26 protein-coding genes and 1 other RNA gene are annotated in these 24,665 nt (G+C 48.0%); 14 read left to right on the forward strand and 13 right to left on the reverse strand.

What is annotated here, in order from left to right:
- Positions 1–4: 4 nt before the first annotated feature.
- The 5 genes from J7K79_RS01115 to J7K79_RS01135 are packed head-to-tail and all read right to left on the reverse strand — an operon-like array spanning position 5 to position 4,657.
- Complete coding sequence (locus J7K79_RS01115; protein WP_296904230.1) at positions 5–496, reverse strand: hypothetical protein; 492 nt, start codon at positions 494–496, stop codon at positions 5–7.
- Complete coding sequence (locus J7K79_RS01120) at positions 493–1,647, reverse strand: ABC transporter ATP-binding protein (RefSeq protein ID WP_296904232.1); 1,155 nt, start codon at positions 1,645–1,647, stop codon at positions 493–495. The genes J7K79_RS01115 and J7K79_RS01120 overlap by 4 nt, the downstream gene beginning before the upstream one ends.
- Positions 1,648–1,650: 3 nt before the next feature.
- Entirely contained in the window at positions 1,651–2,652 is a 1,002-nt protein-coding gene (locus J7K79_RS01125; RefSeq protein WP_296904234.1) for an ABC transporter ATP-binding protein, read from the reverse strand.
- A 12-nt stretch (positions 2,653–2,664) separates the two neighbouring features.
- Positions 2,665–3,606: an ABC transporter permease gene (locus J7K79_RS01130; protein ID WP_296904236.1), complete on the reverse strand. Its 942-nt coding sequence runs from the start codon at positions 3,604–3,606 to the stop codon at positions 2,665–2,667.
- Positions 3,607–3,619: 13 nt separating this feature from the next.
- Entirely contained in the window at positions 3,620–4,657 is a 1,038-nt protein-coding gene (locus J7K79_RS01135) for an ABC transporter permease (RefSeq protein WP_296904239.1), read from the reverse strand.
- Positions 4,658–4,770: 113 nt separating this feature from the next.
- Between J7K79_RS01135 and ssrA the strand changes: the two genes are divergently transcribed.
- From ssrA to groL, 3 genes are all read left to right on the forward strand, one after another.
- Positions 4,771–5,127, forward strand: a transfer-messenger RNA (tmRNA) gene (ssrA, locus tag J7K79_RS01140).
- A 202-nt stretch (positions 5,128–5,329) separates the two neighbouring features.
- The gene (gene groES / locus J7K79_RS01145) at positions 5,330–5,605 is read left to right on the forward strand and encodes a co-chaperone GroES (RefSeq protein ID WP_296904241.1); all 276 of its coding nucleotides are present in this window, start codon (positions 5,330–5,332) and stop codon (positions 5,603–5,605) included.
- A gap of 14 nt (positions 5,606–5,619) precedes the next feature.
- Positions 5,620–7,236, forward strand: coding sequence for a chaperonin GroEL (gene groL, locus J7K79_RS01150; protein ID WP_296904244.1), 1,617 nt, complete (start codon positions 5,620–5,622; stop codon positions 7,234–7,236).
- A 174-nt stretch (positions 7,237–7,410) separates the two neighbouring features.
- Here the strand turns inward: groL and J7K79_RS01155 are convergent, their stop codons facing one another.
- From J7K79_RS01155 to tmung, 4 genes are read right to left on the reverse strand one after another with little or no spacing between them, the layout of a single operon-like run.
- A complete protein-coding gene (locus J7K79_RS01155; RefSeq protein ID WP_296904245.1) occupies positions 7,411–9,210 on the reverse strand; it encodes an AAA family ATPase in 1,800 nt (599 codons plus the stop codon).
- The gene (locus J7K79_RS01160) at positions 9,182–10,111 is read right to left on the reverse strand and encodes an SDR family oxidoreductase (RefSeq protein ID WP_296904247.1); all 930 of its coding nucleotides are present in this window, start codon (positions 10,109–10,111) and stop codon (positions 9,182–9,184) included. Before J7K79_RS01160 ends, J7K79_RS01155 begins: the two co-directional genes overlap by 29 nt.
- Before the next feature lies 1 nt (position 10,112).
- Positions 10,113–10,625: a metal-dependent transcriptional regulator gene (locus J7K79_RS01165; RefSeq protein ID WP_296904249.1), complete on the reverse strand. Its 513-nt coding sequence runs from the start codon at positions 10,623–10,625 to the stop codon at positions 10,113–10,115.
- Between the two features lies 1 nt (position 10,626).
- A complete protein-coding gene (gene tmung / locus J7K79_RS01170; RefSeq protein ID WP_296904251.1) occupies positions 10,627–11,205 on the reverse strand; it encodes a type-4 uracil-DNA glycosylase in 579 nt (192 codons plus the stop codon).
- 110 nt (positions 11,206–11,315) lie between these two features.
- On the opposite strand from tmung, the gene fliJ reads away from it, so the two are divergent.
- Complete coding sequence (gene fliJ, locus J7K79_RS01175) at positions 11,316–11,747, forward strand: flagellar export protein FliJ (RefSeq protein WP_296904254.1); 432 nt, start codon at positions 11,316–11,318, stop codon at positions 11,745–11,747.
- On the opposite strand, the gene J7K79_RS01180 is transcribed toward fliJ, so the two are convergent.
- Positions 11,744–13,249, reverse strand: coding sequence for a YifB family Mg chelatase-like AAA ATPase (locus J7K79_RS01180; protein WP_296904256.1), 1,506 nt, complete (start codon positions 13,247–13,249; stop codon positions 11,744–11,746). The two genes, fliJ and J7K79_RS01180, sit on opposite strands and share 4 nt — an antisense overlap.
- Entirely contained in the window at positions 13,246–14,979 is a 1,734-nt protein-coding gene (locus J7K79_RS01185; protein ID WP_296904258.1) for a proline--tRNA ligase, read from the reverse strand. Before J7K79_RS01185 ends, J7K79_RS01180 begins: the two co-directional genes overlap by 4 nt.
- Before the next feature lie 69 nt (positions 14,980–15,048).
- Between J7K79_RS01185 and J7K79_RS01190 the strand changes: the two genes are divergently transcribed.
- From J7K79_RS01190 to J7K79_RS01205, 4 genes are read left to right on the forward strand one after another with little or no spacing between them, the layout of a single operon-like run.
- Positions 15,049–15,960: a TIGR01212 family radical SAM protein gene (locus tag J7K79_RS01190; protein ID WP_296904260.1), complete on the forward strand. Its 912-nt coding sequence runs from the start codon at positions 15,049–15,051 to the stop codon at positions 15,958–15,960.
- The gene (locus tag J7K79_RS01195; RefSeq protein WP_296904262.1) at positions 15,908–16,996 is read left to right on the forward strand and encodes a clostripain-related cysteine peptidase; all 1,089 of its coding nucleotides are present in this window, start codon (positions 15,908–15,910) and stop codon (positions 16,994–16,996) included. The genes J7K79_RS01190 and J7K79_RS01195 overlap by 53 nt, the downstream gene beginning before the upstream one ends.
- Before the next feature lie 5 nt (positions 16,997–17,001).
- Positions 17,002–17,607 carry a DUF4234 domain-containing protein gene (locus J7K79_RS01200; protein ID WP_296904382.1) on the forward strand — a complete coding sequence of 202 codons (606 nt, stop codon included), beginning with the start codon at positions 17,002–17,004 and terminating at the stop codon, positions 17,605–17,607.
- Positions 17,604–17,798, forward strand: coding sequence for a DUF6485 family protein (locus tag J7K79_RS01205; RefSeq protein WP_296904264.1), 195 nt, complete (start codon positions 17,604–17,606; stop codon positions 17,796–17,798). The genes J7K79_RS01200 and J7K79_RS01205 overlap by 4 nt, the downstream gene beginning before the upstream one ends.
- 9 nt (positions 17,799–17,807) lie before the next feature.
- Here the strand turns inward: J7K79_RS01205 and J7K79_RS01210 are convergent, their stop codons facing one another.
- Positions 17,808–18,737 (reverse strand): GAF domain-containing protein, encoded by a 930-nt coding sequence (locus tag J7K79_RS01210; protein WP_296904266.1) that lies wholly within the window; start codon positions 18,735–18,737, stop codon positions 17,808–17,810.
- Positions 18,734–19,810 carry a tRNA 2-thiouridine(34) synthase MnmA gene (gene mnmA, locus J7K79_RS01215; protein WP_296904268.1) on the reverse strand — a complete coding sequence of 359 codons (1,077 nt, stop codon included), beginning with the start codon at positions 19,808–19,810 and terminating at the stop codon, positions 18,734–18,736. The genes J7K79_RS01210 and mnmA overlap by 4 nt, the downstream gene beginning before the upstream one ends.
- An 80-nt stretch (positions 19,811–19,890) precedes the next feature.
- Between mnmA and hslV the strand changes: the two genes are divergently transcribed.
- The 6 genes from hslV (at position 19,891) to hfq (ending at position 24,652) form a co-directional block, all read left to right on the forward strand.
- Positions 19,891–20,421, forward strand: a complete 531-nt coding sequence (hslV, locus tag J7K79_RS01220; RefSeq protein WP_296904270.1) for an ATP-dependent protease subunit HslV — start codon at positions 19,891–19,893, stop codon at positions 20,419–20,421.
- A gap of 11 nt (positions 20,422–20,432) precedes the next feature.
- The gene (gene hslU, locus J7K79_RS01225) at positions 20,433–21,824 is read left to right on the forward strand and encodes an ATP-dependent protease ATPase subunit HslU (RefSeq protein ID WP_296904272.1); all 1,392 of its coding nucleotides are present in this window, start codon (positions 20,433–20,435) and stop codon (positions 21,822–21,824) included.
- A gap of 11 nt (positions 21,825–21,835) precedes the next feature.
- On the forward strand, positions 21,836–22,444 hold the full coding sequence (locus tag J7K79_RS01230; RefSeq protein ID WP_296904274.1) for a hypothetical protein: 609 nt from the start codon (positions 21,836–21,838) through the stop codon (positions 22,442–22,444).
- A gap of 209 nt (positions 22,445–22,653) precedes the next feature.
- Complete coding sequence (locus J7K79_RS01235) at positions 22,654–23,418, forward strand: class I SAM-dependent methyltransferase (protein WP_296904276.1); 765 nt, start codon at positions 22,654–22,656, stop codon at positions 23,416–23,418.
- Positions 23,415–24,332, forward strand: a complete 918-nt coding sequence (miaA, locus tag J7K79_RS01240; RefSeq protein ID WP_296904278.1) for a tRNA (adenosine(37)-N6)-dimethylallyltransferase MiaA — start codon at positions 23,415–23,417, stop codon at positions 24,330–24,332. The genes J7K79_RS01235 and miaA overlap by 4 nt, the downstream gene beginning before the upstream one ends.
- Positions 24,333–24,379: 47 nt before the next feature.
- Positions 24,380–24,652, forward strand: coding sequence for an RNA chaperone Hfq (hfq, locus tag J7K79_RS01245; RefSeq protein WP_296904280.1), 273 nt, complete (start codon positions 24,380–24,382; stop codon positions 24,650–24,652).
- The last annotated feature ends 13 nt before the right edge of the window (positions 24,653–24,665 follow it).

The following is a 24,665-nucleotide window of genomic DNA, read 5'->3' on the forward strand; positions in this document are numbered from 1 at the left end:
CCTCCTACGGACCGAAAAAGACGAGTTCTTCCGTTCTGGGATCGTACCTTGCAACGCACTTACTTTCAGAAAACAGGTAGATGTCTCCACAGTAGTATTCGTTCTCGAAAAAAGAGCTATCTCCTTTAAAAAAGCTATCTAACGCTTTCTCCAGCATCACATCCCTGGTGGCGATCTCGGTTTCTGTGGCCGAGAGTATCACTCTTTTTTGGAATAAGGATTCGGCCAGTTTTTTCACCTTTTCCTTTTCTTCGTTACTCCAGTCTAAACGAAGGACCACACCGTTCGGTGGCAGAATTACTCTGTCTTCTTCAATCACTAGAGCGTTCTTCTCGCTGTCAACAAAGGAAAACCTGTAGTGCTTTTCGACGAGGATCTTCTTCACCACCTCTTTGAGTTCTAGATCTTTCACGTAGATCTTCTTCACATCCCACTTGATTCTGAAAAACAATATGACACTCACTATTAAAGGTAACAGGAGCCAGTGCCTTTTCATCTCAGCTCACCCGGAAAGTGACAGGCAACGAAATGCCCGTCCTCGATCTCCCGAAGGGGAGGTTCCTCCTTGGCACATACATCCTTTGCTATGGGACATCTTGGATGAAACCGGCATCCAGAAGGCGGATTTACGGGACTCGGCACGTCTCCTTTCAGTATTATTCTTTTCCTCTTCTTGTTCGGATCCGGCACCGGTATCGCCGACATCAGAGCTACGGTGTAAGGGTGCAGAGGATTTTCGAACAGGATTTTCTTCGGAGCGAGTTCCACCATCTTTCCGAGGTACATCACACCGATTCGGTCGCTGATGTGTTTCACGACGGCCAGGTCATGCGAAATGAAGATGTAGGTGAGCTTGTGCTCCCTCTGGAGATCTTCCATGAGGTTTATGATTTGACTCCTTATCGAAACGTCGAGGGCGGCCACTGCCTCGTCTGCCACGACAAGCTTCGGCTCCAGTGCAAGGGCTCTTGCGATGCCTATTCTCTGTCTCTGCCCTCCGGAGAACTCATGGGGAAATCTGTAGATGTAGGCAGAAGGGATACCAACGTCCTCGAGGATCTCTTTGACCCTCTCTTCAACCTCTTCACCACGTGCGAGCTTGTGCGTGACAATACCTTCTCTCACTATACTCCTCACTCTCAGCCTGGGGTTTAGAGAACTATACGGATCTTGGAAAACTATCTGCATTTCTCTCCTGAACTTTTTTCTTTTTTCCTTCAGATCGTTGAGGAGGATAAACATGAACTTCTTCGGTGAGGCCTTCGCTTCTTCGAAGAAAAGACGAGCGTACTTTCTATCCACTCCATCGAGCTTTTCTATGTCTTCTTTTTTCATCTTCTTGAACCTGTTCACATACGTTCTTCTTATATAATCTTTCGCCTTGGATCGGGGCATGAAGTAATAGGTCGTGTCTTCTCCGCTCACGATTATTCGTCCTGCCGTTGGTTCGTATAACCTTAAGAGAGTCATTCCAACGGTGGTTTTGCCGCATCCCGATTCTCCCACCAATCCGAAAGTTTCACCCTCGTTTATGCTGAAACTCACGCCGTCCACTGCTTTGACCCATCCGACGATCCTCTTGAAAACTCCAGCTCTTATGGGAAAATATTTCACGAGATTTTCCACTCTCACGATTTCCTTGCTCACATCTCACACCTCACTTTTTGTGCGTCTGATCTCATCGAGTTTCTGCCAGAAGAAGCACCTGACCTTGTGGCCTCCGAGGTCTTCCAGTTCAGGTTCTTCAACATCACACTTTCCTTTCATGAAGAACTCACATCTCGGATGGAATTTGCACCCCCTGGGAAAGTTGAGGGGATCGGGGACGTTTCCGGGTATACTCTTCAACCTTTCATGATCTATATCGATCCTCGGAGTGGATTCGAGGAGCGCATAAGTGTAGGGATGTTTCGGTTCGTTGAAGATGGTCTTCACGTCTCCATATTCCACCACTTTCCCTGCGTACATGACAGCCACTTTGTCCGACACTTCCGCGATGACTCCCATATCGTGAGTGATGAGAATGATGGCCATCCCATACTCTTTTTGAAGTTCCTTCATGAGTTCAAGGATCTGTGCTTGGATGGTGACGTCCAGAGCTGTCGTGGGTTCGTCCGCTATCAGAAGACTCGGCCTGCATGAAAGTGCCATGGCAATCATGGCACGCTGCCTCATGCCACCAGACAACTGGTGAGGATACTCGTCGACTCTCTTCTCGGACTCTGGAATCCCAACTTTTTTCAACATGTCTATCGCCATCTTCCTCGCTTCTCTCTCGGAAACGTTCTGATGAAGCATGATCGCTTCCATAATTTGGTCTCCGATGGTAAAGACGGGGTTCAGCGCCACCATGGGTTCCTGGAAGATCATGGCGATCTCTTTTCCTCGAATCTTCCTCATCTCACTCTCCGAGAGCTCGAGGAGATTTTTCCCCTTGAAGACGATCTTTCCGTCGACGATTCTCCCGTTTTGATCGAGAAGTCTCATTATGGAAAGCGAGGTCACGCTCTTTCCACTCCCAGATTCTCCAACGATTCCAAGGGTTTCTCCTTCGAACACGTCAAACGAAACGCCATCAACGGCCTTCACAACGCCGTCTTCTGTATAGAAGTATGTCTTGAGATTTTCTACTTGAAGCAAGGGTTCTTTCAACTCGATCCCTCCTTAGAGTTTGAGCCTTGGATCGAAGGCATCCCTGAGGGCATCTCCCAGTAGATTCCATCCGAGGACGAACAAGACCATGGCGGTTCCCGGATAAACGAGAGCGTACCAGTGTTTTCCGATCTCCATCATCCAATCTCTGGAGTAGCTGAGGATGGATCCCCAGTCCGCGTATCCCTGGGGAGCCCCAAGACCGAGAAAGCTGAGCACAGCAGCCGTTATCACCAGAGATCCCATGTTCATGGACGCCCAAATCAGAACGGGGAAAATGGAGTTTGGGAGCACGTGTTTTAGTATGATGAGAAAGTCTGGCACACCGATCGCCTTTGCCGCGAGGACGAACTGCTCTTCCCTCACTTGCAAGATGTTTCCTCTTATGAGCCTCGCTGCTCCCATCCAGCCGAATATGATCATTGCTATCATGACTTTGTCCAGACCCGTTCCAAGAACTGTCGTCAGAACAACAGCGGCTATCAGGAACGGGATGGAGAGGAATATATCGGTGATCCTCATGAGGAGTTCGTCTACCCATCCTCCGAAATAACCAGAGATGGATCCTATCAGAATCCCTATTAGAAGCCTCGCCAGAGTTACTATTATTCCTATTTTGAAGGCGGTCCTTGTTCCCCAGACAACACCGTAGAATATGTCTCTTCCACCTATGACACCAAACGGATGGTAATCCACTCCACGTATTGGTTCTCTGTTGGGATTCTTCGTGATAGCGTCCGTTTTATGGGTGGGAGGCTGTGGACTCTGATTCCAGCTTACAACAGGCATCAAGTAAGGATCTGGTAGTTTCATCCTCGTGAGTGGATGAACGGGAGGTGCGATAATGGGGGCGAGGATAGCCACCACCGTGAAAAAAAGAACCAGGGAAAGTCCTATAACCGCAGATGGGTCCTTAAAAAATCTCTTCAAGATCCTCTTCAACTCCTGATTCACGTCATTTCACCTCTCATCCGAGTCTTATTCTGGGATCTATGAGAGCGTAGAGTATATCTATGATGAGATTTCCTATCACTAGGATCGTGGAGAAGAATAGAGCTGAGGCCATGACGGACGCGTAGTCGAGCTGAAGAGCTGCCTGTGCCGTGAAACTTCCTATCCCTGTTCTATTGAAGACGGTCTCCACGATCACCGTTCCAGAGAACAGCCCAATTACCATACCACCTGCCACCGTGGTAACGGGAATGAGGGCGTTTCTTTTGGCGTGCTTGTTTATGACCACATCTTCTGAAAGTCCCTTTGCCCTGGCTGTCCTCACGTATTCTTTGTTCAAGACTTCAAGCATACTGGATCTTGTGATCCTCAAAAGATACGCCCACCAGAGCCAGGAAAGAGTCAGGATGGGACCGATGAGGTGCTTCAAACCGTCCCAAAAAACGTCGAACCTTCCGTTCAACAGAGCGTCAATTGTGATGAGTTTCGTGTAACGGTGGAATTCGGGGGATCTGATCACCTCCTCAGCCCATATGCTGAGATTTCCAGGAGGGAGCCAGTTTAGAATGCTGTAGAATATCATCAAAACGAGTAGGCCGAACACAAAATCCGGAAAAGACCAGCCCACAACGGCGAATATTCTGATGAAGTGATCCAGAAATTTTCCTCTGTGCACGGCAGCCTTCACACCTAACCAGATACCAACGAATATAACCGGGAATATGGCATAGAGCGCGAGTTCAACCGTATATGGAAGTCTCTTCAAAAGAGCGTCTTTCACAGGTTCTTTCCCAACGAGTGACCATCCGAGGTCTCCTCTCAGGGTGTTGAAAAGCCATTTGCCATACCGAACCACGAAGAAATCGTTCAAACCGTACTTTTCCTTCAAGGCATCCATCTGTTCTGGTGTCAGTTTGTCCAGCATGTTCGGATTCACGTAAGCGGCCAGCAGTTTGTCGGGTCCAAGTGACTGGATCATCGAGAACACAATGAACGTTACACCGAGGAGTATCAGGGGAAGAAGAAGCAATCTTCGTATAACGTATGCTGTCACAAAGTACACCTCCTGGTCGATTTTCTTGTACCTTCATATGATTATACAATACTCTGAACCTTCCCGGGGAGAATGAAGTCAAGGAAAGTGGTATAATTATTATGGCAGAACCAGGGGGCGAATGGGTTCGACGGGGATGGAGTCCCCTGGGAAGCGAGCCGAGGTCCCCACCTCCTCGTAAAAAAGGTGGGAGTTCGAATAAGTGCCAACGAACCTGTTGCTGTTGCCGCCTAGTAGATAGGCGGCCGTCCTCTCCAAGGTTGGCTGGGCCTTGGAAGAGGGCGTGAGAGAACCAGCCTACCGATCTGGGTTCCGCCTTCCGGCCCAGATTGGGAAGGTACAGGAAGGCTGTGGGAAGAGACACCCTGCCCGTGGGGGGTCCTTCCCGAGACAGAAAACACGGGCTGCGCTCGGAGAAGCCCAGGGGCTTCCATCTTCGGACGGGGGTTCGAATCCCCCCGCCTCCACCAGAAGAAACGGGGGTGCTTTAAGCACCCCTTACGTTTTTGGAATGTGGTTTTAAACATCGTTAGCCCGCGTTTAATTATATCGTAATTTTTCTGTCATTCTCTCTTAAATTGTTGTGCTTGAAGTCGCATGGAAAAAGTTGTATATTTATATTAGCAGTCATGCATCGAGAGTGCTAAAAATTTTCCAGAGGAGGGATGAAGCATGAAGGTGATACCTCTCGGCGAAAGATTGCTGATTAAACCCATCAAGGAGGAAAAGAAGACCGAAGGAGGAATTGTGCTTCCGGATTCAGCAAAAGAGAAACCCATGAAAGCTGAGGTCGTTGCGGTAGGAAAGATCGATGATGACGAGAAGTTCGACATTAAGGCTGGGGATAAAGTGATTTTCTCCAAGTACGCTGGTACAGAGATAAAGATCGATGACGAGGACTACATCATCATCGATGTGAACGATATACTCGCGAAAATCGAAGAGTGAGGGAGGTGTGAGATATGCCGAAACTTCTGAAGTTCGACGAGGAAGCCAGAAGAGCGCTGGAAAGAGGAGTAGATAAGGTTGCAAATGCGGTGAAAATAACTCTTGGCCCAAAAGGCAAGAACGTTGTCATCGAGAAATCCTGGGGCTCTCCGACTATAACGAACGACGGTGTTTCCATAGCAAAGGAAATCGAGCTCGAGGATAAATTCGAAAATCTTGGAGCCCAGCTTGTGAAGGAGGTTGCCTCCAAGACCAACGATGTTGCTGGAGATGGAACGACAACAGCGACGGTTCTCGCACAGGCGATGATCAAGGAAGGTCTCAAGAACGTTGCGGCGGGAGCAAACCCAATCTTGCTCAAAAGGGGTATAGACAAAGCAGTTGAGAAGGCTGTTGAGGAGATCAAAAAACTCTCGAAGAAGCTCTCTGGAAGGGAAGACATCGCTCATGTGGCGGCAATTTCTGCCAACAGTCCTGAAGTAGGAGAGCTCATCGCCGAGGCCATGGACAAAGTGGGAGAAGATGGTGTCATCACCGTGGAAGACTCCAAGACACTTGAGACTTACGTAGAATTCACCGAAGGAATGCAGTTCGACAGGGGATACATCTCACCGTACTTTGTAACGGACGCAGAGAAGATGGAAGTCGTTCTGAAAGAGCCATTCATTCTCATCACCGATAGAAAACTCAGCGCCGTGAAACCTCTGATACCGGTCCTCGAGAAGGTTGCTCAGACAGGCAAACCACTTCTCGTCATCGCCGAGGATGTCGAAGGGGAAGCGTTGACCACGCTCGTTCTCAACAAACTCAAGGGAACTCTTCAGTCCTGTGCAGTGAAGGCACCTGGATTCGGCGAAAGAAGAAAGGCGATGCTCCAGGATATAGCGATACTCACAGGAGGGCAAGTGGCGAGCGAAGAACTCGGTATCAATCTTGAAGACCTCACGCTCGAGGATCTTGGAAAGGCCGACCTCGTGAGGGTTAAAAAAGACGAAACTATCATAATCGGCGGAAAAGGTGACCCCGAGGCCATCAAAAAGAGAATTGCCCAGATCAAGGCACAGATAGAGGAGACTACTTCCGAGTACGAAAAAGAAACTCTCCAGGAGAGAATGGCCAAGCTCGCTGGTGGAGTGGCCGTCATAAAGGTCGGAGCCGCCACTGAAACAGAGCTCAAGGAGAAAAAACACAGAATCGAAGACGCTTTGAGTGCAACGAGGGCGGCCGTTGAGGAAGGAATCGTTCCCGGTGGAGGAACCACTCTCCTGAGGGCCAGGAAAGCAGTCGAAAAGCTCTTCGAAGAGCTCGACGGCGATGAGAAAATCGGAGCACAGATTGTCTACAAGGCACTCTCCGCGCCGATCAAACAGATCGCTGAAAACGCCGGTTATGATGGAGCTGTGATCATAGAGAAGGTTCTTACTAACGGCGATCCAGCTTACGGTTTCGATGCACTGAGAGGCGAATTTGGAGACATGTTTGAAAGGGGTATCATAGATCCTGCGAAGGTTACGAGGAGTGCGCTCCAAAATGCAGCATCCATCGCTGGAATGCTCCTGACAACGGAAGTGCTGGTCGTCGAAAAACCCGAGGAAAAGAAGGAAACACCGTCTGTACCTGAGGAGTACTGATGAATATCAGGGGGCCGATGGCCCCCTGTCTTTTTTGGGAGATGTGGTACAATGGGTCCGAACGTCAATAATTCCTCACGGGTATGGAAACTTCCCAAGAAATCGTTCGAGTTGGTTCAATACTTCCTCTGAGGTTTTTAAAACAAAGGGGACCACTAGGGTCCCTTTTGTGTTTCAAAGCTTCAGATTCTCTTCGAACACTCTGGTTGTCTCTTCGTCGATGTTACATATGCGAATCTCCTCCAGTAAGGTGTCCGGATGATGATCGATGAAGTCTTTAATTACTCTGGCGAAGATAGCAGCTGCTCTTTCTTTTGGAAACCCGAAAATACCGGTACTGATGGCTGGCATTGTAACGCTTTTCAAATTCAGTTCATGAGCCCTGAGCAGAGCGTTGTAGACTGCCCTGTACAGAAGTTCGTCTTCTCCGTAATTTCCGCCCCTCCAGACTGGCCCTACTGCATGGATCACGTATCTAGCCTTGAGGTTTCCCGAACCCGTTACCACGGCTTCTCCTGTGGGTATTCTGCCGCGTTCTCTCACTATTCTGTCGCTTTCCTCCTGTATTACGCTGCCGCCTGCCCTTACAATCGCACCTGCAACCCCTCCGCCGTGCTTCAAATATTCGTTGGCGGCGTTCACTATCGCGTCGACCTCCTCTCTTGTGATATCTCCCTTCACGATCTTTATCTTTCTGCCTTTGTACTGCTGCTCTTTCCTGATTTCGGACATACCATCACCCCCATACTTCTCCGGCCAAAGGTGTTTTAATCTTTCGAGTAGTTCTTCTTCAAATCCAACACCCTTTGGGGAAAAGATCACCTCGTTTTTCAGTCTTTCTGGAAGGTAGTTCATACTGACAAATCCTCCGAAGTCGTGGGGGTAGAGATACCCCTTTCCGTATCCCCTTTTCTCCATCTCTTTTGTCACAGGATTTCTCAAAAGGAGTGGGACTTCTTCTACTGGAAGCACCTGCGCCTTTTTCATAGCGAGGTAGACCGAGTTGCTCTTTGGAGCAAGGGAAAGGTAAACAGCACACTCTATCAAATTCATCAAACATTCTGGAAGTCCCACGTGTTCGACGGCGAGTGCTGTGGAAACGGCCAGGTTCAGGGCGTTTGGATCGGCCAGTCCAACATCTTCGCTTGCAAATATGATCATCCTTCTGGCTATGAATCTGGGATCTTCCCCCATGTCTATCATCTTTACGAGATAGTAGATCGCTGCATTCGGATCGCTCCCTCTCATGCTCTTTATGAACGCGGATGCAAAATCGTAGTGCTCTTCTTTCGAATAACTCACACTTTTTCCAAAAAGACCTGTCAGATCTTCTATGGTTACCTTCTCGTTTTTGAACACCTGGTGGACGATCTCGAGGGTGTTCAGTAACCTTCTTGCGTCTCCCTCAGCATTTCTTACGAGCGCTTTCTTCACATCATGATTCAGTTTCATATCGAGCCTTTCTACTGCTTTCTCGATGATCTTCAATAGATCATTCTCTGAGAGTTGTTTGAAGTAAAGGATTTTGCACCTTGAGAGAAGAGCAGGAATAACGGCAAAACTAGGATTTTCTGTTGTGGTTGCAACAAGCACGACATCTCCTCTCTCCACGTGTGTTACCAGGACCGTCTGTTGATTTCTGTTCAACCTGTGTATCTCATCGAGAAACAAAAGCAGTTTCTTTCCGTACCTTTTCAGTTGCTCTCCTCTTTTGAGCACGTTCTTTATCTCAGAAACACCATGAACAGTGGAGCTCAGATAGACGACTTCTCCTTTGAAGTACCTTTCCAGTAACGAAAGAACCGAGGTCTTTCCAGACCCCGGTGGTCCATACAGTACGGCAGAGAACATGTTTCCCGTCTTCAGAGTTTTCTTCAAAATGCCGTCTTCACCGAACAGGTGATCTTGACCAACGAAATCATCGAAATCTTTGGGACGTAACAGTTCAGTCAAGGGTCTTTCTGAAATACTCAACGGTGAGCCTCAACCCCTCCTCAAGAGGAATTTTCGGTTCCCATCCGAGCTTTTCCTTCGCTTTCGTCCAGTCGAGGATGCTTTTTCTCACGTCGCCTTTCCTCGGAGGTTTGTAGACAGGCTCTCTGTCGTAGCCAGTGATTTCTTTCAGCATCCTGAAGAGTTCGTTCACGGTGATACCCTTTCCCGTTCCAATGTTGAACACGTCGTTGTCTCCTCTCTCCATAGCGAGAAGATTCGACTCGGCCACATCATCAACGTAGACGTAGTCTCTCACATACTCTCCATCGCCGAATATGTGGACTTCTTCTCCCTTCAGCATCCTCTCAGTGAAAATAGCCACAACACCAGCTTCACCGTGTGGATCTTGTCTTGGACCGTAAACGTTGGCATACCTGAGAACGGTGTATTTCAACCCGTACTCTTTCGCGAAGAAATCCAGATACATCTCCACACTGTACTTCGCTATGCCGTAGGGTGATATGGGATGGGGAATTTCTGTTTCCGGTGTGGGAAAGATCCTCACGTTCTCACCGTAGATCGCTCCACCGGTGGAGGAGAATATGAACTTCTTCACACCATGTTTGATCGATTTTTCGAGTAAGACAAGAGATCCTAAAATATTCGTTTTCGCGTCCCTTGCGGGTTCCCTTACCGAAACAGACACACTCGCCTGGGCTGCAAGATGAAACACGTATTCGGGTCTATGCAGGGAAAAGATGCGTTCCATCATCTCTTCATCTTCTATGCTCTGCTCGTAGAACAGAGCGTTCCTGTTAAGATTCTCGACCTTTCCAGAGGATAGGTTGTCGATTACAATGACGCCGTAACCCTTCTCTATCAATCTGTCGACCACATGTGAGCCGATGAATCCCGCGCCACCCGTTACCAGAACATTCATATCACGCTTCCTCCTCTTCTTCCTCCTCGATTTTCTTTGCCTCCTCCGGAATCTCTTGAACGTTCACGATCTTCTTGCTTTCTTCGAGGAACTCTTTCAATTCCTGCACTTTGCTCTCGCCGAAGTTCACCATGATATCGTAGAACTTTTTGAACCTGCTCCTGGTACGTGAATCCAAGAAGTGAGAAAAGTGACGTGCCAGTTTCTCAGCCGTCGGAGAAGGGATTCCCATGACGTAGAAGAAAAAGTTCCTCAGTCTGTTCTGTGATCCTCTGAGGGATCTTGCCTTCCTCTTTCCCTTCTCGGTGAGTGTGATGTAACCGTACTTTTCGTACTCTACGTACCCGAGTTCTGAGAGTCTTTTCATGGCGTTCGTCACACTGGGAAGACTAACGCCCATCTTCTTCGCTACAACACTCACCCTCGCTGCAGGTTGCTTCTGAAGTATTTCCTGAATCACAGAAAGGTAGTCCTCGAGTGCCGGTGTCAACGTTTTCTTTCTTCCTCTAGGCATTTTATCGACCCTCCTTTATGAAACTTTTTGCTTTCTCCAGATCTTCCAGGACGATCTTCCTCAGTTCTTTACTCCTGTTCCTCAGAAGATAACTCGGATGAAACGTTGGGACAATTTTCTTTCCCCCCAGCCAATCTATGGGATTTCCACGCACCCTGGTTATGGACACCTTCTTTCCATCCATGAAAAAGGACAGGGCAGTGGCTCCCAGAGCAACTACGACACTCGGGTTTATGATTTCAAGCTGTGCGAGCAAAAAATGTCCACATGCAAACATTTCTTCCAATGTTGGGGTACGGTTGTTAGGAGGTCTGCATTTCACAACATTACAGATGTAGACATCTTCTCGTTTGATTCCCACCTCGTTCAAAAGCTCAGTCAGGAGCATGCCTGCTCTTCCAACGAACGGCCTTCCCGTCCTGTCTTCTTCTTCCCCAGGACCCTCACCGACGAAGACGATCTTCGTGTCCAAGCTTCCTTCCCCCACGACGACATTAGTTCTTGTAAGGTGCAGCGGACACATGGTGCATTCTCTAACCCTTTCTACCACTATCTCCATGAGTTCTTCCTTGGTGAACAAAACTTTCTCCTCCAAATTCTGGTAAAATATTATCGAGAATTAACGGAACCTTACTTAATTCTATCATTCCTCATACGGTTTTCGCAAATCTCCAAAACGAGGTGATTGTTGTGGCCTTTAAGTTTAGACTCCAGAGGATATACGAAGTTCGAAGAAAGGAAGAAGAAACTTTAAAAAGTGATCTCTCAAAGATCTCTGAAAAAATCGAAAATCTCAGAGACATTATACAACAATTGACCAGAAAAAAGAAACAAATAGAAAGCAACTTTCTTCAGAAAGGACAGCTCTCGAAGAAAGATTTACTCGAACTCGAATGTGAGATAACTTTTTACGAAGTGGAGATAGAAAAGTATCGGGAAGAACTGCAGAAGCTGCTGAAAGAACAGGAAAGAATCAGGGAAAATCTTTTGGAGAAGATGAAAGAGAGAAAGATGCTTGAGAAGTTGAGAGAGAGAAGATTCAGAGAGTATCTGACGGAAGAGAACCTGAGGGAAAGAAGAAAGATGGACGAAATCGCCGAGAGAAAATTCTGGTGGAGTTAGTCGTCTCTGAACCTGTACTGCAGTGCCTCTGCTAAATGTCTCATTCTCACTCTTTTTTCGCCATCTAGATCGGCTATCGTTCTCGAAAGCCTCAATACCTTGTCGATCCTCCTACCGGAAAGTCCGTATCTTTCCACGTACTTTTCCAGCAAATCTTCACTTTTATCATCCAGCTTTACATGTTCTCTCAACATCCTGTGTGTCATCTGAGAGTTGTAAGAGATGGGTGTGTTCTGGAAACGTTGGAGCTGTATCTCCCTTGCCCTCATGACTCGCTCTCTTATGGATGCACTCTTTTCCCCTTCGGGTTTTTTCATCATCTCTTCGAAGGAGAGTTTTGGAACGTTCACAACGATGTCTATTCTGTCCAGAAGAGGTCCTGATATCTTCTTTTTGTATCTCAGGATGTCCCTTGGGGAACAGACACAGGGCTGTTTCGGATCCCCGAGATTCCCGCAGGGGCATGGGTTCATCGCTCCAACCATCATGAAACGGGCGGGATAGGTTACGGAGAACTTCGCTCTCGAGATGGTGACGCATTGTTCCTCGAGCGGTTGTCTCAGGGCTTCGAGTACGTCCCTTTTGAACTCCGGAAGTTCGTCGAGGAAGAGAACACCGTTGTGTGCCAGGGAGATCTCCCCGGGTTTTGGCGTTGTACCGCCACCAATGATGGAAACAGTCGAAGCCGTGTGGTGCGGTGAACGAAACGGTCGTTTTCGAACAAGACCGAGACAGCCAGCAGCACTGTACACCTTGCTTGTCTCGATGATTTCCTCTTCTGACATCGGAGGGAAAATGGTGGGGATCCTCTTTGCGATCATGGTCTTTCCAGAACCAGGATTTCCCACCATGAGGATGTTGTGAAACCCTGCGACCGCTATCTCAACAGCCCTTTTCACCATCTCATGGTCTCGAACGTCCGAAAAATCGACGGAGTAATCTGGCACGCTCTCTCTTATTCCGACGTATTCGACCTCTTCTAACATCTTGTCTCCTCTCAAGAACTCCACACACTCTCTAAGGGACTCCACCGTGTAGACGTGAAGATCCTTCACACATGTTGCTTCTTCTTCGTTTTCCTTTGGTATCACGACGGTTCCTTTGAAATGCCCTGAAAGAGACAGAAGAACGGGTAGAATGCCGTTTACACGCTTCACCTCACCGTTCAAGGACAGTTCTCCAACAGCGAGGATGTTTTCACTCACCTGAACGATGCCTGTCGAGGCAAGAATACACAGGGCTATCGGAAGATCGAGCATAGAACCTTCCTTCTTCAGGTCTCCGGGTGCAAGATTCACAACGAACTTTCCGTGGGGCAGGGAGAAACCACTGTTCAGTATGGCGCTCTTCACCCTCTTTCTGCTTTCTTTCACAGCAGTGTCCCCGAGTCCCACCACGTCGATATCGTTGAAGACACTTCTGTTGTCGAAATCCACCTCCACATCTATCCTCATCGCCTCTATACCCTGCAGAGTAGCGGAAGAAAGACGGCTGTAGTTCACCCGACGACCTCCCTGGGATCGTATTCTGCTTTCATTCTGTCCAGAGTTTCGAAGAGCAAATTAAGGCCGTTCTGGACATTCACCCTTACAAGCTCGCTCGAGTATCGCTTTTTCAATTCCACGACACCGTTTTTGAGGGATCTTCCCACGTTTATCCTTATGGGGAAACCGATCAGATCGGCATCTTTGAACTTGAAGCCTGGTGAGACTTCTCGATCGTCCAGAACAACCTCCTCACCTTTTTCCATAAGTGCTCTGTAGATCTCTTCCCCAACGCGCTTCTGATCCGGATCGTTCACGTTCAGAATATCGACTATGACCGTGTACGGTGCTATGGACAGGGGCCAGATCATACCGTTTTCGTCGTGGAAGTGCTCCACAACCGCTGCCATTGTTCTGGACACGCCCCAGCCATAGCATCCCATGATGAAGGGCTTTGTTTCCCCGTTTTCGTCCATGAAGTAGGCTCCCATCACCTCAGAATATTTCGTTCCTAGCTTGAAGATATGACCGAGTTCTATTCCTTTCGTGCCCCTGAGGGGTTCACCACATACGGGGCAGGGGTCTCCCTCCACAACCGTTCTCAGATCGTACCACTCGTTTATCTTGAAGTCTCTTGGGTGATTTGCGTTGATGTAATGAGAGTCCTCTTCCATTCCTCCCACAACGAAGTTTTTCATTCCCCTGACGCTGAAATCTGCTACTTTCCTGACATTCGCACCGATGGGTCCGATGAACCCGATGGAAACACCGAAATCCTTCAGAACTTCTTCAGGTGTAGCGAGCCTCAGCGACTGGTCTCTCAGATGAGCCTTGAGTTTCGCTTCGTTCAACTCCAGGTCGCCCCTTATAAGAGCCATCACGTATCCGTCTCTTCCCTTGAAAAGAAGGGATTTGACTATCCTGGTGGGGGATATACCGAGAAATTCGGATACTTCTTCTATTCTCTTCACGTCGGGTGTAGAAACTTTTTCGAGTGCCTTTTCCGGTTCGTCATCCTGGGGATACTCGCCTTTGTACTCGGCTTTTTCGTCGCTCACCTGATATCCGCACTTTTCACAATAGAGCACGTTCGTCTCACCTATCTTCGCGGGGACAACGAACTCGTGTGAAGCGTTTCCTCCTATGGTACCTGTTTCCGCCTCTATGACCATGTACCTCACACCAAGTCTCTCCATGATCCTCGAGTAAGCCTCTTTGAAACGCTCATAAGTCTCGTCGAGTGATTCCCAGCTCGAATGAAAACTGTAAGCGTCTTTCATGATGAACTCTCTGGCCCTGAGGAGTCCGAACCTGGGCCTTATCTCGTCTCTGTACTTATTCGCTATCTGGTAGACGACGAGAGGGAGTTGTCTGTAAGAGCGAAGCTCGTTTTTCACAAGGTCTGTCACGATTTCTTCGTGCGTAGGTCCAAGCGTGAAATCCCTGTCGTGTCTGTCCTTGAGCTTCATCATCTCCGGGCCATAATCGTCCCATCTTCCCGATTTCTTCCACAACTCAGCAGGTTGGAGTATGGGCATCAGGATCTCCTGTGCCCCTATCCTGTTCATCTCTTCACGGACGATATTTTCTATCTTGAGAAGTACCCTTCTTCCAAGAGGGAGGTAGGTGTATATTCCGGCGGCCACCTTTCTGATGAATCCTCCCCGCAGAAGGTACTCATGACTCACCGTTTCCACGTCGGACGGGGTTTCTTTGAGTGTAGGAGCGTACAGCTGTTTCATTCGCAAGGCCGATCTCCTCCTCGAGCGCTGGTTCTTTTGAAACTATTGTATCATAAGAACTGAGGAGGGAAGGTTGTGCGCTACAGGAAGCTCAGCGAGTATCTGAAAGAAAGATACGGAGAAAGAGTTCAGAGGATCGTGATCTTCGGAGGATTTTCCTGTCCAAACAGAGACGGAACGAAGGGAAAAGGTGGCTGTATCTACTGCGACGCCACCGGGAGTGGGTTCACTACGCTCATGAATCTTCCCATCAGAGAGCAGGTACTCAGAATGAAGGAGCGATTCGAAAAGAGAGGTATCAAAAAGTTCATAGCCTACTTCCAGGCGTTCAGCAACACGTACGCACCCACCGAGGAACTCAGAAAGAAATACGAAGAAGCGCTGGTGGACGATAGCATAGTTCAGCTTTCCATCTCTACAAGGCCCGATCTTGTCCCCGAAGAGGTGCTGGATCTCCTCGAAGAGTTCAAAAAGCGTGTGGATGTTTCCGTTGAGCTCGGGCTTCAGACGGTGAACTACAGGACCCTGAAGAGAATAAACAGAGGTCACACACTTGCGGAGTTCATCGACGCGGCTGTGCGAGTGAAAAAAAGAGGGTTTGAACTCGTCGTCCACGTGATACTGAACCTGCCCTGGGATGATATGGAAGATGTAGTGGAAACGGCGAAGGTACTTTCTGCCCTGGACGTGGACGGTGTGAAACTTCATTCCCTGTACGTGGTGGAAGGAACGAAACTTGCGGAGATGTACAGAAAGGGGGAGGTAAAGATCTGCAGTCAGGAAGAGTACGTGGAAAGGGTGATCACATTTCTTGAATATCTATCACCGAAGGTGGTCATTCACAGACTGGTCGCCGATCCGCCGAAAGAAGGCACAATATTTGGAAACTGGGGAAAGAGTAAAATAGAGACCATCAACATGATAGAGAAAGAACTTGAAAGGAGAGATACATATCAAGGGAAGAAGTTCGATTATCTTAACTGGTAGTCTGTTTCTTCTGCTCTTCAGCTGTGTCTTTGTTCCCAACCGCACGCTCTCTTTTCTCGTCTGGATGGCCGCAGACAACAATCTGGAGGATTACATAGGTCAAGATCTGGAAGAGATGAAGGAAAATCCATCATGGATAGATGTTTTTGCGATGGTGGACTTTGCATCTTCTCCGGATACCCTCTATCGTGTGGAAGGTGATCTGATCCCTTTGAAAACGTTCAATGAGATAAACTCTGGGGATCCAGGTGCTCTCTCCTCGTTCTTGAACAAATACCAGGGGAGCGACCTTTCCTTCCTCGTGATCTGGAATCATGGAGACTGGTGGCGTGGCGAAGCGCAGGCGAGAACAAAGGGTGTGGCTTACGACGAAACGAACAGAGCTTTTCTCTCGGTAGGAGAGATAAAGAGTGTTTTAAGAAATTCTCCTGTCACGGTCCTTGGTTTTGATGCCTGCCTGATGGGAACCTTTGAGATTCTCTGGGTGCTCAAGGATTGTGCAGACTACATCGTAGTTTCCTCCAAAGAAGTGCCAGCGGCGGGCTGGAATTACACGGCGTTGAGAGGAGTGAAAGATCTTTCTTTGTTGCTTTACAGAATCGTTCAAAAGTACCACGAGATGTACGGGGAAGATTTCTCTTTGAGTGTCTGGGACACTTCGAAGCTAGAGGAAGTCATGTACTGGTTGAATAGTATTTCTCAATATATGATGGATAATGAAGTATCACCGTGGAGTTTCAGCGTCGAAAGGAGAACAGCAGGAAGTTCCAGCACCGAGCTCATAGAGTTTGGAAGTTTCGCGACGGCACTTCGGGAGTCTTCAGATGGAACACTCAGAGATTACGGAGAAAAGCTCTATGATGCTGTTGTTTCTGCCAGAGTCTTTGGAACACCGGAAGACTACACAGATCTTCTCGTGTATCTGCCGGAAAATGTGAAGAATCCAGAATACTGGGACGACTTTTCCGCCCTGAGTGATTTTACAAGAGATAGCAGCTGGGATGATTTCATTCTGTACTGGAGGGATAAAAATTGAAAAGGGTGAACGTGAACCTCGCTTGGATCGGCGTGATCTTCTCGATTGCAAGCACCATGCTGTTGATAAAATATTACAGAGGGATCGCCGCTGGAAGGCCAAGCCATGCCCTTGGTATCACGGTATTCTTTTTCTCAATTGTCTCTTCTTTTTCTCTCCTTGTAGTCTACAGGCAATGGGCTGCTTTGCTGAATGAAAATGCCTTGAAAACGCAGAAGTTGGCAGAAAGCCATGCTCTTGATTTGAAAGGAAAACCGATCGTTCCAGACTGGACATATTTTGCCTTTGTTGCCTGCTGGTTTCTCAACTTTCTTTTCCCAGGAATGTGGATGTTTTCGTTGTTTCAGGTGGTACTCTTTGTAGTCTTTTTGCACTTTCTCTTCGAGGCGATCAAGAAACTTCAAGAAGAGAAGGCGTACCTCTACCGCACGCTGTTCGGTGTGGAATACCGACCCATCATCAGGGAGAGAAACGTCCTTTTTGTCCTTTTACTGACTATGTTCACGCTCGGTGTGTACTGGTTGTACCTGGTTATCAGACTTTCGAAGGAAATCAACGAATTCCTCGACACAGACGATCGAATCACGAAGAATCTGGAGGTGAAACCGTGAAAACCTGTCCGAACAAAGAAAGGAACCTGTCCTACTGTAACTGTTCCTACCCGGGTTGTCCAAGGAAGGGAATTTGTTGTGAGTGTATGCACTACCACAGGCAGCGTGGTGAACTTCCAGCATGTTACTTCCCGAACGATGCGGAAAAGACCTGGGACAGATCGATCGAGCATTTCAAGAGAGTGGTGTGAGAGCTCCCCTCACACCACTTTGGATACGAGTTCACATATCCTCTCGAGAAACCTTCTGTCCTCCTCGGAGAATGGAGAGGGACTGTACGAGTCTATGTCCAGTTCTCCCACAATCTCTCCGTTTTTGAACACGGGTACCACTATCTCCGCCTTTGTTTTCGGACTGCAGGACAAATAGTTCGTCTCCCTGGTCACATCTTGGACAACGAACGTTTCCTTTCTCTCTGCGGCCTGTCCGCATACACCTATTCCGAACGGAATCTCCACATGCTCTGTGGGTTCACCCACGAAGGGTCCGAGCTTCAGTTTACCATCCTCAACAAAGTAGAACCCAACCCAGTCGTAGTAAGAAACGTGATTTCTCAAAAATTCACACAGATCCTTAAGGGTCTCTTTTCCTTCACTCAGGATCTCTTCCACCTTTTTCAGAAGTGAGTTGAAGTACGCTTTCTTTCCTCCGTAGTTTCCCACGTTTTCCCCCTTCCTGAAGCCGATCGCCGCCTGAAGGGTTGCTAGCGAAAGCTCTTTGAGCAGCCCCTTTCTCCAGAGAGAAAAGACGTCTATCAAAACGATCTTCTCTTTTTCTCCATCAACGACCATCCAATCTGTTTTTCCAAGGAGCGCCATCAGAAACACGGAAAAGTCCTCTCTTTTCAGCTCGAGGAATTCTGCTCTTTCGGAGAGAGACTCCGCACACTCCACTTTCTTGTTTCGAGAAACATCGAGCCATTCCCATTTGAACCTGTCCAGCTCCCGCCTCTCCGTGTTCCAGAGAATCTTTTTGACCTCCTCGTCACTGAGTCTGAGGACCTTTTCGTAGTTCGGTACGATGGGGCCGAACTTTTTTCTCAAACTCTCCCAGAAATCAGCCCATTTCGTCCTGTCCCATCTCAGGATCTCGAGGCACTCTTCGACCTTGTTCTGTACGATGCTTCTCATGAAATTCCCTCCTTTATGATCGCTCCTCCAAGAAGTGTGTCTTCATCGTAGAAAGCAGCGATCTGTCCGGGAGTCACCGCGAAGACCTTCTTCTCGAAACTGACCTCCACCTCACCATCTTTCACCTTGACGATTGCAGGAGCTTCTTCCGCCTTCTTTCTCACCCTGCAGACACACCTGAACTTCTCTGGAACATCAACGTGCCAGACAGGATCGATGGCAACCAGTCCGGAGAAGAAGACACCTTCAAGTTCCGATACCACCAGAAGGTTTTCCTCTGGTATCTTTTCCTTCACATAGAATCTTCTGCCAAACTTTTCTATCTTCATCCCCCTTCTCTGTCCGATCGTATAGAGTGGATAACCCAGATGAGTTCCGACGATCTCTTCACCCATCGTGATGACCCTTCCTTCTGTGAGCTTAATTCCTTCCTCTTCTAGAAAGTTCTCCAGATTCCCATCGGGTATGAAACATACGTCCTGACTTTCCTGTTTTTTCGCCACGTGAATCCCTGCTTCTTCGGCGATTTTTCTTATCTCTTCCTTCGTGTGGTTGCCATTCGGAAAGAGGAGTTTTTCTATTCTCCAGGGTTCTATCCTGGCAAGAAAATACGACTGGTCTTTCTTCTTATCTATGCCTTTCTTTAGAACCTTTTTTCCGTACCTGTCACTGAACTCAACACGTACGTAGTGCCCGCTTGCAAAAGCATCGAATCCCTGCGACAGAACGTAGTCCATGAAATAGCCGAATTTCACGTACCTGTTGCAGTGGACACAGGGATTGGGGGTGAGTCCCCTGAGCAGGTCTGCTTTGAAGGGTTTGATCACCTTTTCCCTGAAAATTTCCCTCACGTCGACGATCTCTATCTCCACCCCCAGAGAGTGAGCGATCCTGATTGCGTCCGCTGTGTCCGAGGGACTGCAGCACACCTTCTTTTTTATTTCTTTTCTTATGAAGAACTCATCATCTTTCGTTTTCATGTGAAATGCCTTCACCTCGTGCCCTTCTTTGAGCAAAAGGTAGAGGGCCACTGCGCTGTCCACACCACCACTCAGTGCAATGCCTACCTTCAAGTTCGCACCCCCTTATTTAAAATGATACCATTTCCTTTATTCAAAGAATTGAGTTAAAATAACTTGAGGAGGTGCAGAACATGAAATTCCACGGTACAACGATTCTCGTAGTGAAAAGAAATGGAAAGGTCGTAATGGGCGGGGATGGACAGGTGACACTCGGTTCCACTGTTTTGAAGGGAAACGCAAGAAAGGTGAGAAAGCTCGGTGAAGGGAAGGTGCTCGCCGGGTTTGCAGGATCAGTGGCGGATGCCATGACGTTATTCGATAGATTTGAGGCGAAGCTGAGAGAGTGGAGTGGAAACCTCATGAAAGCGGCGGTTGAACTTGCAAAGGACTGGAGAACCGATAGAGTTTTGAGGAGACTCGAAGCACTCCTTCTTGTAGCCGACAGGGATAACACCTTCATCATCTCTGGGAACGGTGAGGTCATTCAACCTGATGACGACGCAGCCGCCATAGGCTCCGGAGGGCCTTATGCACTCGCCGCTGCGAAGGCCCTGCTCAGAAACACAGATCTCTCCGCAAGGGAGATCGTAGAAAAGGCCATGATGATAGCTGGGGAGATCTGCATTTACACGAACCAGAACATCGTGATAGAAGAAATCTAGGAGGTGTTCTTATGAAGAGTTTCGACGAGATGACCCCAAAAGAAATTGTTCGGGAGCTCGATAAATACATCGTTGGTCAGCAGGAGGCGAAAAAAGCAGTCGCAATTGCCGTTCGAAACAGAATAAGAAGACAAAAGCTTCCCGAAGAATGGAGAAAGGAAGTCCTGCCGAAGAATATACTGATGATCGGACCCACAGGTGTTGGGAAAACGGAGATCGCTCGAAGGCTGGCTCAGCTCTCGGGTTCTCCATTCCTGAAAGTTGAGGCCACAAGATTCACAGAAGTAGGATACGTGGGGAAAAACGTGGACTCCATGATAAGGGATCTGGTCGAGATCAGCGTCAACATGGTAAAGCAGGAGAAGATAAGAGAAGTGGAAAAACAGGCGGAAGAGTTGGTGGAAGAGAGGATACTGGACGCCCTTGTTCCCGAGTCGAAAACCACACCAGTGATTACCAACCCCTTCATAAATCTAATCACAGGTGGTCAGCAGCAACAATTTACACCGGAAGACAGACGAAGGTTCAGAGTAAAAAGAGAAGAAATGCGGGAGAGACTCCGAAGAGGCGAGCTGGAAGACGAAGAAATAGAGGTGGAGATCGAAGAAACGGTTTCCCCCTTCATGGGTATCTTCGGACCCGGCATGGAAGATCTGGGAATAGAAATATCGAACATGTTCAGCGGAATGTTCCCGAAGAAAAAGAAAAAGAGGAGAATGAAAGTTTCGGAGGCGAGGAAAGTCCTTCTTCCCATGGAAGCGGAAAAGCTCATAGACATGGACAAGGTAATCCAAGAGGCACTGGACAGAGCGCAGAACAGGGGTATTATCTTCATAGATGAGATAGACAAGATAGCAGGAAAAGAGGGTGCTTCCGGTCCTGATGTCTCCAGACAGGGCGTTCAGAGAGATTTGTTGCCGATCGTTGAAGGTACCACGATCATGACGAAGTACGGACCTGTGAGGACGGACTACATTCTCTTCATAGCAGCGGGAGCTTTTCATGTCTCAAGACCATCCGACCTCATACCAGAACTCCAGGGGCGTTTTCCGATACGTGTGGAACTCTCACCACTCACCGAGGAAGACTTCGTGAGGATACTGAAAGAACCGGAGAATGCCATTATAAAACAGTATCAGGCACTCCTTTCGACGGAGGGTGTGGAACTTACTTTCACCGACGACGGCGTTAGAGAGATGGCAAGGATTGCCTACCAGCTCAACCAGAGGCTCGAAAATATCGGTGCAAGAAGACTGTACACCGTTGCAGAGAAAGTCCTCGAGGAGGTATCCTTTGAAGCACCGGACATCCCAGAAAAAAAGGTGATCATAGACGCAGAATATGTGAGAAGAAGGCTTGAGAGAATTGTTCAGGATGAAGATCTGAGTGCTTACATACTGTGAGGAGGGAAAAGTTGAGGGTTCTTCCTTTTCTGCTGATCCTCCTGCTCGTTACAGGCTGCAGCCTCATCGGCCCGAGCAAGGCAGATCTGTACCTTTACCTGTTCAACGTGGGAACTGATGACACTGTGGATCTGAAAAGCATTGTGTCTGTGAACGGAAAAGAGAATACGCTGGAAAGAATTCTGGGAGAAAAAGGTGCTTATTTCACCACGGTGGATATACCCTTTGACACAGCGAGTCTCGTTCTCACCGTGGAAGCAACGATCGACGAAGAGATGGTCAGTTTTACGACAACCCCGATGGTGCTTTTTCATGAAAGTGCGGGACTTTCCACCTCTACAATTCTCGAAGACAACGCTTATCTTCTCTTGGATCTTGAAAACAAAAGGGCGTTCGCCGTGGAAGATCCTGTGGAAGTGTATGGGGAACTCAGCAACGAAGGAAGCGTCGTGACTTTAAGCTTCGAAGACTACGTGATGAAGGTTCCTGTTTGCGACGGAGAGTTTCTTTTCTATCTACCTCGGCCAGATGGAAGTTATGGTGTGGATGTTTCTTTCAACAGTGAGCCAACCTCTCTCACCATAGAGGAAGGGAGGGAAAATTACGAGGTCACGTTCTAAGATAAGGCCTCGAAGAAAAAGAACGTTAAAACTGAATCTGGGGCTTCTGACACTTTTGTTCTTCATGATGTTCGTCTTCTTTATGAGTTATCACAACTACCAGGTAGTGGTGGCAAAGCACCAACAACTCTTAAAAGAATACGAGACTTTGAAGGAAAAGATCGAAGAACAGCGAGATCTGAACGAAAGGCTTCTAGAGGTGATAGAGGATGAAGCGGTTCGTAGTCACAACGTCCCACAAACCAAGCAAAGATCAGGTGATACAGGCCAGAGAGCTCGCTGAGAAGCTCGGAACGGATTACATTCCAAGAAGACGCCTGAAGGAAATTGAGGTAGACTTCTATTACGTGGTGGAAAAGAGCAGACTTTCGATAAAATGGCCTGGCGGCGAGTTTTTCTTTCATCCATCCGCTGCCATCCTTCGCATGAGAAATATAAGAAACGGACAGAGAGACTACCTGATAGAGACCCTCCAGCCGGAAGGAAACGAGGTGGTTCTGGACACAACATTCGGTCTTGGAAGTGAGGCGATCCTCATGGCCGCTTTCCTTCCCAAAGGGAAAGTGATTGGTCTGGAGGGATCTGTTCACATATACACCGTGGTGAAGTACGGTATGAAGCATTTTGAAACAGACATAAAATGGTTGAAAGAGGCTCTGAAGAGAATAGAACTCTACCACACGGATTTCAAGAGATACGTCAAAGAACAACCCGATAACTCTTTCGACGTGGTGTATTGTGATCCCATGTTCGAGAATCCGGTGTATGCGTCTTCCGCTATGAATCCCCTCAGGCCCTTTGCAGTGTACGGCACGGTGAACGAGGATGATGTGAAAGAGATGCTCAGAATTGCCAGGAAGAAGGTCATTTTGAAGAGCCACATCAAGGACTCCCTCTTCAAAAGGATCAGTATGGACGAACTGAAGGGTTCCAGAAAAAGTGGTGTTATGTACGGGGTGATCTACAAGCAATGAAGATAGCCATAATAGGAGGCCCCACCGCCGTTGGGAAAACGGACCTTATGGTAGAAGTGTGTGAGGAGATAAACGCGGAGATTGTATCGATGGACTCAAGGCAAATCTACCGCTACATGGACATAGGAACGGCCAAGCCAACACCGGAGCAGAGAGAAAGGGTACATCACCACATGATCGACATACTGGATCCCGATAAGTACTACAACGCGTTTCTTTACAGAGAAGACTCGTTGAAAACTGTGGAGGATATCCTCAGGCGTGGAAAGATACCTGTCTACGTGGGTGGGACGGGGCTTTATGCAGATGCCCTCGTGAGGGGTATATTCGAAGGGGTGCCTGCAGACGAGAACATAAGAAAGGAACTGAGGGAGCTTGAAAAGAGAGAACCAGGGATCCTGAGGAAGATGCTCGAAGAATTCGACCCGGAAGCGGCAACGCGCATTCATCCGAACGATCTCAAAAGGACCATCAGAGCGCTCGAGGTTTACATGAAAACGGGAAAGAGGATATCCGAGCTTCAAAAAGAGGCGAGGGGAGACGACAGGTTCTTCATAATAGTGTTGACAAGGGAAAGATACGATCTTTACGACAGGATAAACAAAAGGGTGGACAAGATGATTGAAATAGGTTTCATAGACGAGGTGAAGAAACTTCTGGAAATGGGATACTCGAAGAACCTCAATTCGATGAAGACCATAGGCTACAAAGAGGTGATCGAATACCTGGAGGGAAAGTACGATTTCGAAAAGATGGTTCATCTTATAAAGAGGAACACGAGGCATTTTGCAAGAAGACAGATTATCTGGTTTAAGAGGTACGAAAGTGCCGTGTGGTACAATTTAACTTTCATGAACAGAGAAGAGTTAAAGAGGACTCTCAAAGAGCTGATAATGAAGAACTTTTCGGTATAATCTATAATAATCTATATTTGAATCTCACATTGAGGGGGGAGTTCACCTTGGCAGAAAAGTTCAACCTTCAAGACAGATTTCTGAACCACCTCAGGGTCAACAAAATCGAGGTGAAGGTATACTTGGTGAACGGTTTTCAAACAAAGGGGTTCATCAGATCTTTTGACAGCTACACGGTTCTTCTGGAGAGTGGAAACCAGCAGAGTCTCATCTACAAACATGCCATCAGTACTATCATACCTTCATCCTATGTTATGTTGATGCCCAGAAAACAGGAACCAACGAAGGAGGCTGAAACCTCTGAAAACCAGGGATCTTGAAGGAAAAAAAGCG

It is taken from the genome of Thermotoga sp. (genome assembly GCF_021162145.1).
In the GTDB taxonomy this organism is placed as follows: Bacteria; Thermotogota; Thermotogae; order Thermotogales; family Thermotogaceae; genus Thermotoga.